At 71.5% G+C, this 16,090-nt stretch carries 12 protein-coding genes and 1 riboswitch; of the genes, 5 read left to right on the top strand and 7 right to left on the bottom strand.

The window, feature by feature from the left end; genetic code table 11:
* Positions 1-167 precede the first annotated feature (167 nt).
* From FF096_RS02070 to FF096_RS02055, 4 genes are all read left to right on the top strand, one after another.
* Entirely contained in the window at positions 168-953 is a 786-nt protein-coding gene (locus FF096_RS02070; protein ID WP_155214570.1) for an ABC transporter ATP-binding protein, read from the top strand.
* A 2-nt stretch (positions 954-955) separates the two neighbouring features.
* Positions 956-1,906: an LLM class F420-dependent oxidoreductase gene (locus FF096_RS02065; RefSeq protein ID WP_155214569.1), complete on the top strand. Its 951-nt coding sequence runs from the start codon at positions 956-958 to the stop codon at positions 1,904-1,906.
* Positions 1,903-2,232 carry a cupin gene (locus FF096_RS02060; RefSeq protein WP_155214568.1) on the top strand — a complete coding sequence of 110 codons (330 nt, stop codon included), beginning with the start codon at positions 1,903-1,905 and terminating at the stop codon, positions 2,230-2,232. The genes FF096_RS02065 and FF096_RS02060 overlap by 4 nt, the downstream gene beginning before the upstream one ends.
* 78 nt (positions 2,233-2,310) lie before the next feature.
* Positions 2,311-4,650 carry a hypothetical protein gene (locus FF096_RS02055; protein WP_155214567.1) on the top strand — a complete coding sequence of 780 codons (2,340 nt, stop codon included), beginning with the start codon at positions 2,311-2,313 and terminating at the stop codon, positions 4,648-4,650.
* A gap of 86 nt (positions 4,651-4,736) precedes the next feature.
* Here FF096_RS02055 and thiC read toward each other — a convergent pair whose 3' ends face one another.
* From thiC to thiE, 7 genes are all read right to left on the bottom strand, one after another.
* Positions 4,737-6,329 (bottom strand): phosphomethylpyrimidine synthase ThiC, encoded by a 1,593-nt coding sequence (thiC, locus tag FF096_RS02050; RefSeq protein WP_155214566.1) that lies wholly within the window; start codon positions 6,327-6,329, stop codon positions 4,737-4,739.
* Positions 6,330-6,343: 14 nt separating this feature from the next.
* Positions 6,344-7,132 carry a bifunctional hydroxymethylpyrimidine kinase/phosphomethylpyrimidine kinase gene (gene thiD, locus FF096_RS02045; RefSeq protein ID WP_155214565.1) on the bottom strand — a complete coding sequence of 263 codons (789 nt, stop codon included), beginning with the start codon at positions 7,130-7,132 and terminating at the stop codon, positions 6,344-6,346.
* Between the two features lies 1 nt (position 7,133).
* Positions 7,134-7,898, bottom strand: a complete 765-nt coding sequence (locus tag FF096_RS02040; RefSeq protein ID WP_375335275.1) for a thiamine phosphate synthase — start codon at positions 7,896-7,898, stop codon at positions 7,134-7,136.
* A 17-nt stretch (positions 7,899-7,915) separates the two neighbouring features.
* Complete coding sequence (locus FF096_RS02035; protein WP_155214564.1) at positions 7,916-8,701, bottom strand: thiazole synthase; 786 nt, start codon at positions 8,699-8,701, stop codon at positions 7,916-7,918.
* Positions 8,702-8,706: 5 nt separating this feature from the next.
* The gene (gene thiS, locus FF096_RS02030; protein ID WP_309222497.1) at positions 8,707-8,907 is read right to left on the bottom strand and encodes a sulfur carrier protein ThiS; all 201 of its coding nucleotides are present in this window, start codon (positions 8,905-8,907) and stop codon (positions 8,707-8,709) included.
* Positions 8,898-10,073, bottom strand: a complete 1,176-nt coding sequence (thiO, locus tag FF096_RS02025; RefSeq protein ID WP_155214563.1) for a glycine oxidase ThiO — start codon at positions 10,071-10,073, stop codon at positions 8,898-8,900. Before thiO ends, thiS begins: the two co-directional genes overlap by 10 nt.
* A complete protein-coding gene (gene thiE, locus FF096_RS02020) occupies positions 10,067-10,693 on the bottom strand; it encodes a thiamine phosphate synthase (RefSeq protein WP_309222496.1) in 627 nt (208 codons plus the stop codon). Before thiE ends, thiO begins: the two co-directional genes overlap by 7 nt.
* Positions 10,688-10,797, bottom strand: a riboswitch (TPP riboswitch). Its footprint overlaps the gene before it by 6 nt.
* Positions 10,798-11,216: 419 nt before the next feature.
* Here thiE and FF096_RS02015 point away from each other — a divergent pair.
* Positions 11,217-15,869, top strand: coding sequence for a ThuA domain-containing protein (locus tag FF096_RS02015; protein ID WP_309222495.1), 4,653 nt, complete (start codon positions 11,217-11,219; stop codon positions 15,867-15,869).
* The last annotated feature ends 221 nt before the right edge of the window (positions 15,870-16,090 follow it).

Genomic DNA, 16,090 nt, shown 5'->3' with positions numbered 1-16,090 from the left:
GGGACTCTCGCGGGCACAGCGTACGAGAACCCCACCTTTGCGACGCCAGGCGTTCCGGGTTGCGGAACGGATACAAAGTGATGTCCACCCCGGACGGTGCGTTTTCAGACCGCGCCCGCTAACCTTTGCCGGTTCCTGATTTTCCACTCAGGGGAGGCACGTCGGCGATGATCCGACTCTCCAAGGTGTCTCGCACCTTCGACGGCCGTGCCGGCCGGGTCGAGGCGCTGCGGGGCATTGATCTCGACGTCGCCGAGGGTGAGTTCGTCGCGGTTCTCGGCCGCTCCGGCTGCGGTAAGTCCACCCTGCTACGGCTGATCTCCGGTCTGATCCCGGTGACCTCCGGCGAGGTCACCGTCGCCGGCAAGCCGGTCACCGGGCCACGCCGGGACATCGCCATGCTGTTCCAGCGGCCGGCCCTGCTCCCCTGGCGTACCGTCCTGGACAATGTCCTGCTACCGGTGGAGATCTTCGGCTGGAAGCGCGCCGCGCATCGCGGCCGGGCCCGGGATCTGCTCGACCTGGCCGGGCTGTCCGGCTTCGAGAAGCGGCTGCCGCACGAGCTTTCCGGTGGCATGCAGCAGCGGGTCTCGTTGTGCCGGTCGCTGATCGGCGACCCCCGGGTCATGCTGATGGACGAACCCTTCTCGGCGCTCGACGCGCTCACCCGGGAGGAACTCTCCGGCGAACTCCAGCGGGTCCACATGCGCAACGGCGCGACGGTCGTCTTCGTCACCCACTCCATCGACGAGGCGGTGCTGCTCGCCGACCGGGTGATGGTGCTCAGTCCGCGACCCGGCCGGGTCCGGAAGGTCGTCGAGGTGACCATTCCCCGCCCCCGCACCCTGGGCCGCAACGCCCACCTGGCGGAGGTCGCCCAGGTCAGTGCGGACCTGCACGAACTGCTGATGGAACGCGACGAACCGGCTGGAGCCGGCACGAAAGGACACTGAGCATGCGGGTGGCTGTCTTCACGGAGCCGCACCGGGGTGCCACCTACGACGACCAGCTCCGCTTCGCCCAGCTCGCCGAGCAGGGCGGCTTCGACGCCTTCCTCCGGGCCGACCACTACCAGGCCATGGGGGACGACCCGGCCCCACCCGGACCGACCGACGCCTGGCTGACCCTGGCAGCGCTCGCCCGGGAGACCAGCCGGATCCGGTTGGGCACGCTGGTCACCTCGGCGACGTTCCGGCTTCCCGGCCCACTGGCGGTGATGGTGGCCCAGGTCGACCAGATGAGCGGTGGCCGGGTGGAACTGGGCATCGGTGCCGGCTGGTACGCCCGGGAACACGTCTCGTACGGCATCCCGTTCCCCGGAATCAGTGAACGCTTCGACCGCCTCACCGAACAACTCGACGTGATCACCGGTCTGTGGCGCACCCCGCCTGGCGGGACCTTCACCTACGCCGGTGACCACTACCAGCTCACCGACTGTCCGGCCCTACCCAGACCGGTGCAGACCCCGGGCCCTCCGGTGATCATCGGCGGTCGGGGACCGAAGCGCACCCCGGAACTCGCCGCCCGGTACGCCGACGAGTTCAACGTTCCCTTCACCAGCGTCGCGCAGACCCGCGAGGCGTACGAGCGGGTGCGGGACGCCTGTGAGCGGGTCGGCCGATCCGCCGACGGACGCCCCCCGTTGACGCTCTCCGCCGGCATCGTGGTCGCCATCGGACGCACCGACAGCGAGGCCCAGCGGCGGGCAGCACCGCTGCACGTCAAGAGTGCCCTGCCACCCGAGGACTCGGTGATCGGCTCGGCGCAGCAACTGGTCGACCGGATCGGTGAGTTCGCGGCGATCGGCGCCGACCGGGTGCATCTGCGACTGATCGAGCTGGCCGACCTGGACCACCTGGAGCTGATCGCCAGCGAGGTGCTTCCCCAACTGGATGGAAACCGATGACCGCCACACCGCCCGACCGTCCCACCCTCGACCACGAACCCGCCCTCGGCCCGGTGGGGCAGGAGATCGTCCTGGAGAACGACCGGGTCCGGGTCTGGCACATCCGGCTGGAGCCGGGTGAGAGCCAGCCACTGCACCGTCACGATCACCCCTATCTCGTGGTGGCCGTCCAGGGCGCGAAGAACGTCATCCAGACCGTCGACGGCGTACGCATCGATGCCGACGAGCCGACCGGTGGCGTGGTCTACCGCGATCCGGGTGCGGTGCACATGCTCACCAACGTCGGCGACACGACATACCTGGCCCGGCTGGTCGAGCTCAAGTAGACCCGCCGCGACCAGGTCGTACGTTCGGTCACGGCGTGCCGGTGGCGATCGGTGGCGACGGACCGTAACGTGCCCGTCATGGCCCATCGGACATCGAGCCGACTACTGTTCACCGCGTTCGGCCTCAGCCTGCTGGCCGGCGCCGGTCAACTCGGCCTCGCCTTCGGCTTCGGCATCGTCCGGCTCACCGGCACCTTCACCGGCGCGAGCATCAACCAGTGGCCGGCGCAGCTCGTCTGGGCCTGCTGGTTCGCCACGAACGCCGCCGTGATCGGTGCCGTGCTGACCGAGCGACTGGCCCGTCACGGTGGGCAACTGACCGGCACCACCCGGCAGGTGGCCGTCGCCGCCGGCTCCGCCCTGGGTGCCACGGTCGTGGCACCGCTGTGCATGCAACCCGCCCGCAGCGCGGAACTCATCTCGGTCGACCCGGTGTGGGCCGTGGCCATCTGTGCCGGCCTCGGCGCGGTGGTCGGTGCCGGTGCCGCGCTGGCCGTGCTGGTCCGGCCGCCGATGGCCTGGAACATGGCAGCGGTGGCCGCCGTGGTCTGGCTGCTCGCCCTCTGCTCGGTGCTGCCGTCGCTCGGCGCGAGCGGACCGCTGACCCCGGTACGCCTCGGCGTGTTGGAGCCCGCCTGGCTCGCCGCCGACACCGCGCAGCGACTGGCGCTGTTGATCCTGCCGCTGGTGACCCTGCTGGCCGGTGCGGCGACTGCGGCGGTGGCCCGGTGGCGTGGACATCCCCCGTTGGTCAGCGGCCCCAGCGGGGTCGCCGGACCGGTGCTGGTGGCGTTCGCCTACCTGGCCGCCGGCCCGGGTGACTCAGGCGACCGGTACCAGTTGACGCCCTACTACGGGGCACTGATCGCGGTGCTGGTCGGTGCGCTCGGTTCGGCCGCCGTGGCGCTACTGCCCGCGACGGTCACCGCCCGGTTCGGCCACCGGGTCACACCCACCAGCAGTACGGCCATCGAACCGACCGCCATCCTCCAACCGCTGCCGACCAGCCCCGCGCTGCCCTCCTCGGCCAGTGCCGCGACCGATGACTCCGGCACCCCGGCCGACGCCTCCGTGTCCCCTGCGGGCTCGACCGGCGCGTCGGTCTCCCCGGCGGGCGCGATCGTCAGCGGCACCGCGATCGGCCGCACGACCGGCGAGACCCGCACCGCCGACGGTCCGCAGGCCGTCCCCTCGGACGGTTCACCGCCGCACTGGCACTGGCCGATCGCGTCCACTGCCCCGTCCGCCACCACCACGCCGACCACGACGACCACTGCCGCCACCATCACGCCGACCACGGCGACCACTGCCGCCTCGACCGGGCCGTCCACCAGCGACGCGGACACCCACAGCCCGGCGGCGGTGACCGCAGCGCCGCAGGCGGCAGCGGCGGCCGACACCGCCGACGTCGAGCACCCGCGAGAGGTCGACGTACCCTTCGTCGACACCGAAGCCACCGGCGACGAGCCGACCGACGGTACCGACACCGAACGCGACCAGGCTGGAACCCGTGCCCAGCACGACCAGGCTGACGACCGCACCGAGCACGGCCAGACCAACGACCACGCGCAGCACGGCCAGGCGGACAGCCGCGCCGAGCGCGGCCGGACCGACGACGGTGCCGAGCGGGCGGGCGACCTCGCGGCGCGAACCGACGCGCACGACGCGCAGGGGCCGGCCGGGTCGACGGTCGGCGGGCAGTCGGCGGCGGAGACCGACGGGCAACCCGGTCCGGCCATCGATCCGACGCCGGTTGGTGACGGCAGCGACCTCCCCCGGCCCACCCCCGCCACGATGGAGTCCGGCACCCCCGCCGGCCGGACCCCGACGCCTCGACGCGCCCGCAAGCCTCGGACACCGGATCCGTCTGCGGTCCCGCCACCCGCCGCACCGCCGATCGGCGAGCCAACGGACGAGGCCGACCGCGAGACGGCGAAGCCGGTCGTACCCGAGGTGACGCCGCGGCCCCGGCAACGGTTCGTACTGCCGGATCTCGGTCGGGCGAAGCCCCGTCCCGAAGCACCGACGTCTGAGCCCGTCGCAGCGACGTCTGAGCCGGGCGCGCCGGTCCCGCTCGGTATCTCAGCGGCGCTCCCGGAGACCCCCGAGGTCTCCATCGAGCCTGCGGCCACCGCCCGGGACCTCACCGCCGCCTTCACGAAGCCTCCCGCCGTCCGGGCCGAGGACGTCCAGCCGGACGGTGAACCGGAGAAGGGCCGACGCGGGCTGTTCCGGCGGGGCCGACCGCGCTCCGGAGAGCACGCCGCGACCGAGGACGACGAACCACTACCGGCCCAGGACGAGGAGTACGTCGACTGGGTCGCCGGCCTGAGCCGACCGCTGGACGACGACGAACCCACGCCGCCGAAGGGGCCGCGCCGGTCACTGCGGTCGACCGGGCGGCACCACCGGCGCTGAGACCCGTACGCCCCCGCCGATCTCACCTTCGGGCACGTTGATGATCACGGCAGGGGTGCCGGGGCGTCGGCAGGCCGCCCGACCGGTCAGGCCAGCGGCAGGTAGACCCGCCCGCCGGCGGCGACGAACTCGTCGGACTTGTCCTTCATGCCCCGGGCGGCGTACTCCTTGAGATCCTGGGTGATCTTCATGGAGCAGAACTTCGGCCCACACATCGAGCAGAAGTGCGCGGTCTTCGCCGGCTCGGCGGGCAGCGTCGCGTCGTGGTAGGACCGCGCGGTCTCCGGGTCGAGCGAGAGGTTGAACTGGTCCTCCCACCGGAACTCGAACCGCGCCTTGGAGAGCGCGTCGTCCCAGGCCTGCGCCCCCGGGTGCCCCTTCGCCAGGTCGGCCGCGTGCGCCGCGATCTTGTACGCGATCACACCGGCCTTCACGTCGTCCCGGTCCGGCAGCCCGAGGTGCTCCTTCGGGGTGACGTAACAGAGCATCGCCGTGCCGAACATGCCGATCATCGCGGCTCCGATGGCCGAGGTGATGTGGTCGTACGCGGGCGCGATATCGGTGGCCAGCGGGCCGAGCGTGTAGAAGGGGGCCTCGTGGCACCACTCCTGCTGGAGATCGACGTTCTCCTTGATCTTGTGCATCGGCACATGCCCGGGGCCCTCGATCATCACCTGCACGTCGTACTCCCAGGCGATCTTCGTCAGCTCGCCGAGGGTCCGCAGTTCCGCGAACTGCGCCTCGTCGTTGGCGTCTGCGATCGAGCCGGGACGCAGACCATCGCCGAGGGAGAACGTCACGTCGTAGCGGGCCAGGATCTCGCACAGCTCCCGGAAGTTGGTGTAGAGGAAGTTCTCCTCGTGATGCGCCAGGCACCAGGCGGCCATGATCGAGCCGCCCCGCGACACGATGCCGGTCACCCGGTCCACCGCCAACGGCACGTACGGCAGCAGCACACCGGCGTGCACCGTCATGTAGTCGACGCCCTGCTCGGCCTGCTCGACGACGGTGTCCCGGAACACCTCCCAGCTCAACTTCACCGGGTCACCGCCGACCTTCTCCAGCGCCTGGTAGATCGGCACCGTGCCGATCGGCACCGGGGAGTTACGCACGATCGCCTCGCGCGTCTCGTGGATCCGCTTGCCGGTGGACAGGTCCATCACGGTGTCCGCGCCCCACCGGGTGGCCCAGGTCAGCTTCTCCACCTCCTCGGCCACCGAGGAGGTCACCGCCGAGGTGCCGATGTTCGCGTTCACCTTGACCAGGAACGCCTTGCCGATGATCGCCGGCTCGCACTCCGGGTGGTTGACGTTGAGCGGCAACACGGCCCGCCCGGCGGCGATCTCGTCCCGGACGAACTCCGGGGCCATCCCCTCCCGGATCGCCACGAACTCCATCTCCGGCGTGACCACACCCGCTCGCGCGTACGCGAGCTGCGTCGGCCGCTTACCGTCCGTTCCCGCCAGCGGCGTACCGGCACCGCGCGCCGGAGCCACGTCGCCCCGCTCGGCGATCCACGGCCCCCGCAACGGCGGCAGCCCGACCTGCGGGTCAGAGCCCGGACCGGAGGTGTCGTAGAGCCGTACCGGTGGGTTGTCCCCGGTCAGTTCCACCTCCGCGAACGGCACCTGGATGTCCGGTCGGGATCCCTCGACGTACACCTTGCGACGTGCCTGCATGACAGCCTCCCTGATCAGGCGGACCAGCCGAAGTGGTCCATCGGTCCGCGTCCCGCGCCCAGCTCCCAGTCCCGCGCGCCGGTCAGCGCCCGGGTCACGTACTTCTTCGCGGCCTCGACGGCCACCGGCACCGGATCGCCCAACGCCAGCCGCACCGTCACCGCCGCCGAGAACGAACAGCCGGTGCCGTGCGTGTGCCGGGTCGGCACCCGCGGGGCCCGCAGCACCGTCGTCCCGTCGGGGCCGTGCAGCACATCCACCGCCTCCGGACCCGCGTCCACGTCGCCGCCGGTGACGATCACCCATTCCGGTCCCCCGGCCGCCAGGGCCCGCGCCGCCGTGGTCATCTCATCCACGTCGGTCACCGGGGCCCCGGTGAGGGCTGCGGCCTCCGCGCTGTTCGGCGTCGCCACCCGGGCGTACGGCAGCAGCCGCTCCACCGCCTCCACCACGCCGAGCCGGTGCCCGCTGGTCGCCACCAGCACCGGGTCGACGACCAGTTGCGGCAGCCGACCGGCCGCCGCCGCGTCGGCGATCGCGCCCGCCACGGCCGGAGTACCCAGCATCCCGGTCTTGACCGCCTGCACCGCGAAGTCCGACAACACACTGTCGAGCTGATCGGAGACCATCTGCGGCGGCAGCGGCAGCACCGCGTCCACGCCCCGGGTGTTCTGCGCGGTGACCGCCGTGAGCACGCTCGTGCCGTACGCGCCGAGCGCCGCGAAGACCTTCAGGTCGGCCTGGATGCCAGCGCCGGCACCGGAGTCGGAACCGGCGACGGTGAGCACGGTGGTGGGGGTCATGTCACGTCCTTGCAGCGGGTTGTGGTTGCGGTGTTGGGCACAGCCACGTCCGGGTCGGGTGCCGACCGGACGTGTCGGGTGGGGACGTCAGGGGGGCGTGGTGGGGTGGGCCGCCTGCGGTGGTGTAGAAGGCGGCGGTCAGGGTGGTGGCTGTTTGGTGGGGGTCTTCGGCGCGCATGATGGTGCCGAGGACGGCCACTCCGGCGGCTCCGGCCTGGACGCAGGCGCGTACCTGGTCGGGGGTTTCGATGCCGCCGAGAGCCAGGGCCGGCACCGGGCTTTGCGCGATCAGCTCGGCCAGCCCTCCGGGGAGCAGCGGCGGGCCGTAGCCCGGCTTGGTCCGGGTGGGAAAGACCGGCGAGAGGGTGACGTAGTCCTCGGTGGTGAGGCGACCCAGCTCCGCCGCGTCATGGCAGGAGCGGCCGACCAGGGCGGCGGCGGGCGGCGGGTACGGTCCGGCGGCCGGCAGGTGCAGGGCGACCGGCGGGCGGTCCGCCCCGCCGGGATCGGCGTCCAGCAGCGGGTCCGGGCCAGCGACGATCAGGGTTCCACCAGCCTCGTCCAGGATCGACCGCAGCTCGGCGGCGAGGGCCAGGCGCTCGACGCGCGGCAGATCCTTCTCCCGCAGCACCACCCAGCGCACTCCCCCGGCCACGGCCGCCGCCACCACTCGACGCAGCCCGCCCCTTGCCACCCGCCGGTCCGTCAGCACGACGACACCGGAGATCGGCGGGATCCTGCGGGACAGTTCGGCGCCAGGCGCCACGGGATCGGTCCGCGCGGTCACAGGTCGGGACGGCCTTCGTCGGGAGTGGAGGCGAGGGCGTGGAAGCGGCGGGGAATGCGACCGGCGGCGTGGGCGAGGCGACCGGCGGCGATCGCGTACCGCATCGCGGTGGCCATCGCCACCGGGTCGGCCGCCCGGGTCACCGCGCTGGCCAGCAGCACCGCGTCGCAGCCCAGCTCCATGGCGAGCGCCGCGTCGGAGGCGGTGCCGATACCCGCGTCCAGGATCACCGGCACGGCGACGTCCTGCCGGATGAGCCGGATGTGGTGCGGATTGTTGATCCCCAGGCCGGAGCCGATCGGCGCACCGGCCGGCATCACCGCCGCGCAACCGACGTCGGCCAGACGGCGGGCCAGCACCGGATCGTCGGAGGTGTACGGCAGTACGGTGAACCCTTCGTCGACCAGTTCCTCGGCGGCGCGCAGCAGTTCCACCCCGTCGGGCAGCAGCGTCCGCTCGTCGCCGATCACCTCCAGCTTGATCCAGTCGGTCTCGAACGCGTCCCGGGCCAGCCGGGCCACCTTCACCGCCTCACTCGCCGTGTAGCAGCCAGCGGTGTTGGGCAGCAGCCGTACGCCGCATCGATCGAGCAGGTCCAGCAGGCCGCCCGAGCCACCCGGCACACTCTCCACCCGGCGCAGCGCCAGGGTGACCAGTTCGGTGCCCGAGGCCCGGATCGCCTGCTCCAGCACGTGCAGGTTGGCCGCACCGCCGGTGCCGAGGATCAGTCGGGAGTTGAACCGCACACCGCCCAGCTCGAAGCCGGTCGCCTCGTTGTCCATCCGGCTCACCCGCCCTGGGCGGCGCTGAGCACCTCGACCCGGTCCCCGCCCCGCAGCACCGTCGCCGGCCAGCCCGCGCGCGGCACCACCTCGCCGTTGACCGCCACCGCCACACCGCGCTGCTGGCCGGTGACGTCTCGGACCAGGTCGGCCACCGTCAAGCCGTCCGGCAGGCTACGCCCGGCACCGTTAACCGTCAGTTCCACGTGTCAACCTCCGTCGCTGGCTGGAAGGTGCTGCCGGTAGCGGTCACGCCCACACCGCCCGGCAGGTCGCCGAACCGGTCCGGCCGGAAGGGCGCGAGCAGTGGCTCCGGCCCGCCACCTCCGGTGACCAGATCGGTGATCAGATCCGCGGTGACCGGGGTGAGCACGATCCCGTGCCGGTGGTGACCGGCGGCGACCAGCACGCCCGGGTGCCCCGGCAACGGGCCCAGGATCGGGGCGTTGTCCGGGGTGCCCGGACGCAGCCCCGCCGTCGTCTCCACCAGGTCGTACTCGGCGATCTCGGGCAGCAGATCCACGGCGGCCCGGAGCAGCCGCAACACCGCCCCGGCGGAAACCTCCAGGTCGGAGCGTTCCTCGACGGTCGCACCGACGACCACCTCGCCGCACTCGCGCGGCACCAGGTAGACGTGCTCGCCGTCGGCGTACCCCCGGATCACGTGCCGGAAGCCCGGCGGCGCGCCGTCGGGTGCGCGCAGCCGCAGCACCTGCCCCTTCACCGGGCGGACCGGCAGGCCGGTCAACGCCGCCGCACCGCAACCCGCGGCGACCACCGTCACTCCGGCCGTGATCTCCGACAGCCAGCGCACCGGCTCGGCGACCAGCACCGCTCCCGCCCGCTCCGCCGCCAGCCGCAGCGCCGGCACCAGCCGACGCGGATCGACCTGGTGGTCGGTGGCGGCGAGCGCGCCGCCGCGCACCCGGGGCGCCAACGCGGGCTCGCGTTCGCGCAGCTGCGACGGGCGCAGCGGCGTCACCGGCAACCCCAGGCCCTGCTGGTAGGCCCAGAGTCGGCGCGCCTCCGCGAGGTCGTCGGCGGTGAGCCCGACCATCAGCGTGCCCTCGGTTCGGTAGCCGATGTCGACGCCGGTCGCCTCGGTCAGTTCGGCGGCGAACCCGGGCCAGCGGCTGGCCGACTCGGTGAGCAGGCCGGTCAGCTCCCGCTCACCGAAGTACGCCTCGGCGACCGGCGCCAGCATTCCGGCGGCCACCTGCGAGGCACCCGATCCGGGTGCCGGGTCGTGCACGACCACCCGCAGCCCTCGGGTGGCGCATCGCCAGGCGATGGCCCACCCGATCGGCCCGCCCCCGACGACTGCCACATCGGGTTGTGTCGGGCCGGTGTCGACGGACTCCCCGGTCACCATGTCAGCGCCCGGACCAGCTCGACGGCGGCGCGGGTGGGGTCGGCGGCTTGCGAGAGCGCACCGACCACCGCCACCCCGTACGCGCCGGCAGCCCGCAACTCGGCCACGTGCGCCGCCGTCACCCCACCGATGGCGATCACCGGGACGTCGACCGCCTCGACCACCGCCCGCACACCTGCCACGCCGATGGGCGGTGGCAGTCCGTCCTTTGTGGCGGTGGCCCGACACGGGCCCACGCCCAGGTAGCTCGCCCCGGCGGTGACCGCCGCGAGCGCGGTTGCCGGCTCCCGCGCGGTGGCGCCGAGCACGGCAGCCGGGCCGAGCACCTCGCGGGCCGCCGCCACGGGCAGGTCGTCGGCGCCGACGTGACCGCCGGCAGCCCCGGTGGCCAGCGCCACGTGCAGCCGGTCGTTGACCAGGCAGGGCACCTCGTACGGCGTGCAGAGAGCCAGCACCTGCCGGGTCAGCTCGTACGCCTGCCGGTCGGTCGCGGTGTCCTCGACGCGGACCTGCACCACGAGGTGGTCATGGGCCACCGGCAGCACGGCGCGGAGCACGGCGAGCGGATCGCGCCCGGGTCGGGTGTCGGTGATCAGATGCAGTCGTCCCAGGGACGGCACGGCAACACTCCTCCCTGCGCCGGCATTACCCGGATCAGGTTCGACGGTCGGGGGCTCACAGCCCCCCTCTCAGCCCGGTGCACCGGGCTCCCGTGGGTTCGTTGGGTGTCACCGTACGACGTTTCACCGGCTCAGCCAAGCCCGTCCCACGCCGCGGCCTGGGCCGGAGCTGCACGTTCCGTGCTGGCGCACCGCGAGCCGACGGACGGGCGCACCGCGACTCGATGGACAGGACAGCGCTATCCCGGCGGACCGACGAACCGCGATCCGGTACGCCGAATTTCGGGCGGACCGGAGATCCGAGTAGCCCCGATATGCAGTGACTCGCACCGATAAGCAATGCGACCGTTACCAAACCGTTACGAGCGTTCGCCTTGCCCGAAACTAATTCACGAACGCAAATAGAGTGATCGGTAGGGCTTGTCGCCACCCAGACCTCACTCGACAGGTATGGGCGCTCGGACCGACGCGGAGTGACCACCCCCGTCCACTCCGACCCGTCCCACCGACAGAGGAGATCTTCGTGCCCCGACCCAGTCAGGGGCGAGCAACGCTCGCCCCGTTGACCGTGGCGCTACTCGCCCTCGTACTCGTCCTGGCCGCCGCACCGGCCCCGATCGCCGCCGCCCCGAACGCCAACCCGGTCGCCGCGGCCGAGCCGTACTCCGTCCTGGTCTTCTCCAAGACCGCCGGATTCCGGCACGACTCGATCCCCGCCGGCATCACCGCGATCCAGCAGCTCGGCGCGGCGAACGGATTCAGCGTCACCACCACCGAGGACGGTGGCGCGTTCACCGACGCCAACCTCGCCCAGTTCAAGGCGGTCATCTGGTTGTCGACCACCGGTGACGTGCTCAACTCCAGCCAGCAGGCGGCCTTCGAACGCTACATCCGCGCCGGTGGCGGATACGTCGGCATCCACGCCGCGTCCGACACCGAGTACGACTGGGCCTGGTACGGCCAACTGGTCGGCGCCTACTTCAACAGCCACCCGGCCAACCAGACGGCGACCGTGAAGGTCGAGGACCACTCGCACGAGTCCACCCGGCACCTGCCGGAGCGGTGGTCCCGGTTCGACGAGTGGTACAACTTCCGCACCAACCCCCGCGCCCGCCAGGTGCAGGTGCTCGCCTCGCTCGACGAGCGCAGCTACAGCCCGGGCAGCGGCGCGATGGGGCACGACCACCCGATCGTCTGGTGCCAGAACTTCGACGGCGGTCGGTCCTGGTACACCGGCGGCGGCCACACCCAGGAGTCGTTCAGCAACGCCGAGTTCCGGCAACACCTGCTCGGCGGCATCCAGACCGCGGCCGGGGTGGTGCACGCCGACTGCGGCGCCGGCCGGGCCGCCAGCTTCGAGAAGGTGACGCTGGACAGCAACACCAGCAACCCGATGGAGCTGGACATCGCACCCGACGGTCGGGTCTTCTACATCGAACGCGACGGCCGGGTCCAGATCATCAAGCCGGACACCGGCCAGACCGTCACCGCGCTGCGGCTGAGCGTCTTCGCGGGCAACGAGGACGGTCTGCTGGGCATCCGGCTCGACCCGAACTTCGCCAGCAACGGATGGGTCTGGCTCTACTACGCGCCGAGCGCGGGCGGTTCCCGTAACTACCTGTCCCGGTTCACCGCCACCGGTGACACGATCAACCCGTCCAGCGAGCGGGTCGTGCTGGAGGTGCCCACGCAGCGCAACACCTGCTGCCACATGGGCGGGACGATGACCTTCGACTCGGCCGGCAACCTCTACCTGGCCACCGGAGACAACACCAGCCCCTTCGAGTCCGGTGGCTACACCCCGATCGACGAGCGCTCCGGCCGCGCCGACTACGACGCGCAGCGCACCGCCGCCAACACCAACGACCTGCGCGGAAAGGTCCTCCGCATCCGGCCGCAGGCCGACGGCACGTACACCATTCCGGCCGGGAACCTCTTCCCGCCGGGAACCGCGCGCACCCGGCCGGAGATCTACGCCATGGGCCTGCGCAACCCGTTCCGGATCGGCATCGACCCGGTCACCGACGTGCTCTACGTCGCCGACTACGGGCCGGACGCCACCACCGCGAACTCCAACCGGGGCCCGGAGGGCCTGGTCGAGTGGAACATCGTCGACAAGCCCGGCAACTTCGGCTGGCCGTACTGCCACGGCAACAACCAGGCGTACAACGACTACCAGTTCCCGTCCGGCCCGAGCGGGGCTAAGTTCAACTGCTCCGCGCCGGTGAACAACTCCCCCAACAACACCGGTCTGACCAACCTGCCGGCGGCCATCCCGGCCACGGTCGACTACGGCTACAGCGGCAACAGCCGCTTCCCGGAGATCGGCGGCGGCGGAGCACCGATGGCCGGCCCCGTCTACCGGTACGACCCGAACATCTCCTCCAGCCGCCAGTGGCCTGCGTACTTCGACGGCAAGTCGATCTTCGGCGAGTGGAACCAGTCGCGGATGTACACCATGCAGGTCAGCAAGGACGGCAAGACGCTCGTCGACATCAACCGGATCCTCGACCAGATGAGCTTCGTCCGGCCGATGGACTTCGAGTTCGGCCCCGACGGCGCGCTGTACCTGATCGAGTGGGGCAGCGGCTTCGGCGGCAACAACGACAACTCCGGCGTCTACCGGATCGACTACACCGCCGGTGCCCGAGCGCCGATCGCGGTCGCCTCGGCGAACCCGAACTCCGGGGCTCCGCCGCTGACGGTCAGCTTCTCCAGCGCCGGCTCGCGCGACCCCGACGGCGGCACGCTCAGCTACGCCTGGACGTTCGGTGACGGCGGCACCTCCACCCAGGCCAACCCGACCCACACGTACACCCGGTCCGGCAGCTACACGGCGCAGTTGCGGGTGACCAACTCGGCCGGGCGCACCGCGCTGGCGAACGTGCCGATCACCGTCGGCAACACGGCACCGACGGTCACCATCGAGTTCCCGCCGGACGGTGGCTTCTTCGCCTGGGGTGACCAGGTGGCCTACACCATCAGCGTGACCGACCCGGAGGACGGCACGATCGACTGCGACGACGTCGAACTCCAGGTGCTCCTCGGCCACGACGAACACGCCCATCCGCTGGAGCGGCACACCGGCTGCACCGGCACGGTGCAGACCCAACTCGCCGACGGCCACGGGGCGGACGCCAACGTCTTCACCGTGCTGGAGGCGATCTACACCGACCGGGGTGGGTCCGACGGGGCCGAGCCGCAGACCGGCCGGGCGCTGAAGATCCTCCAGCCCAAGCGCAAGGAGGCCGAGTACTACTCGAACACCGGCCGGATCCCCGGCAGCACCGGTGGCGGCGACGCGGGTGTGGTCAAGGAGACCACCGGTGACACCGCCGGCGGTGGGCAGAACATCGGATTCATCGAGGACGGCGACTGGTGGTCGGTCGAGCCGGCCAGCCTGACCGGCGTCACCTCGATCCGATTCCGGGTCGCCTCGGCCACCTCCGGCGGCCGGATCGAGGTCCGCGCCGGAGCCGCCGACGGGCCGCTGATCACCTCGGCCACGGTGGCCGGCACCGGGGGCTGGCAGACGTACACCGACGTCACCGCCCAGGTCCCCAACGGTGCCGCGGCGGAGGGCGCGCTGTACTTCGTCGCCCGGGATCCGGGCGGCGGCTCCGGAACCCTGTTCAACGTCAACTGGATGGACTTCGTCGGCCCCGGGGTGAGCGGCAACGCGCCACCGGCGGTCACCGCCACGGCCACCCCGACCAGCGGGACGGCACCGCTGGAGGTGTCCTTCACCGGCACGGCGACCGATCCGGACGGGGACACTCCCCTGACGTACGCCTGGAACTTCGGTGACGGTGGCTCCGCGACCACGCTCGCCGCCACCCACACGTACACCACCCCCGGCAACTACACCGCCACCCTGACGGTCACCGACAGCCGGGGCGCGCGGGGACAGGCCAGCGTGCAGATCCGGGTCGACGGGGAGGACGTTCCCTGCCAGACCGAGCAGGGCCCACTGCGGTCCGACGAGTTCACCGGCACCTCGCTGGATCGCGGGCGGTGGACGAGCGTGGTGCGGGAGGACCAGTCGTACTCGGTCTCCGACGGTTCGCTGCGCCTGCCCACCTCGGCGGGTGACCTGTACGGCACCCGCAACGACGCCACCAACCTGGTGCTCCAGCCCGCGCCCAGCGGGGCATGGCAGGCGACCACCCGGGTCACGCTGGCGGCCCAGGCCGACTACCAGCAGGCCGGCCTGCTGGTGTACGGCGACGACGACAACTACGCCAAGCTGGACCTGCTCTACGGCGGCGGCCGCCGGGTCGAGTTCATCAGGGAGAGCGCCGGGACGCCGCGCAACGAGAGCTCGGACTCGACCTCGGCGCCCACCGGTGACACCATCCATCTGCGACTGACCAGCGACGGGACGAACCTGACCGCCGCCTACTCGACCGACGGACAGACCTTCACCTCGGTCGGCCGGTCGGCCGCCCTGGCCGGGATCACCAACCCCCGGATCGGGCTCTTCGCCCTCAACGGCGGCACCACCGCCCCGGTGCTGACCGCGACGTTCGACTGGTTCCGGATCACCCCGGAGAACAGCACCACCGCGGTCTCTCCGTCGGACGAGTTCACCGGGAGCAGCCTGGAGATCTGCCGGTGGAACGCGATCGTCCGGGAGGACGCCACCGGCTACCGGGTGACCGACGGCGCGCTGCGCATCGACGTGCCGAACGGTGACATCTACGGCACCACCAACACCGGGCCGACCAACTTCATCCTCCAGAACGCCCCGGCCGGAAACTGGACGATACAGACCCGGGTCGACGGCAGCCTGCTCAACGAGCAGTACCAGCAGGCGGGTCTGCTGGTGTACGCCGACGACGACAACTACCTCAAGTTCGACTACGTCACGGACAACGCGGCGGGCCAGACGATCTCGCGGCGGATCGAGTTCCGCAGCGAGGTCGGCGGGGTCGTGCAGAGTACGCAGCCGCAGGCGACCGGCCTGACCCAGGGCATCTGGCACCTACGGCTGTCGCGCAGCGGCAACAGCTACGCCGCCGCGTACTCGGCCGACGGCACGACCTGGACGACCTTGGGGACGTTGACCAGCACCGCGGTCGGCTCGACTCCGAAGGTGGGCCTGTTCACTCTCGGTGCCAACCAGACCGCGTCGAAGACAGCCGCGTTCGACTACTTCCGGCTGACCCCGGGATAGTCGGCGACGCCGACCCATCGATGCCGGCCCGTACCTTCCACCCGGAGGTGCGGGCCGGCGCTCGTAGTGGTTTGCACGGACTGTGCAGAAATGTCGCCCGCATTTACCGAAACGTTATCTATCGAAGTCTTGCCATAAATCGTTTCGACAGAATTAATTTGTTCAGCGACTCGACATAATGCTGGATCGGACGCCCTTCGGCAAGGCGGTCCGGACCAGCT

The organism is Micromonospora sp. CP22 (assembly GCF_009712475.1).
Lineage (GTDB): Bacteria > Actinomycetota > Actinomycetes > Mycobacteriales > Micromonosporaceae > Micromonospora.
The sequence above is the reverse complement of the archived record's forward strand: the minus strand, read 5'-3'. Positions and strand labels throughout refer to the sequence as shown.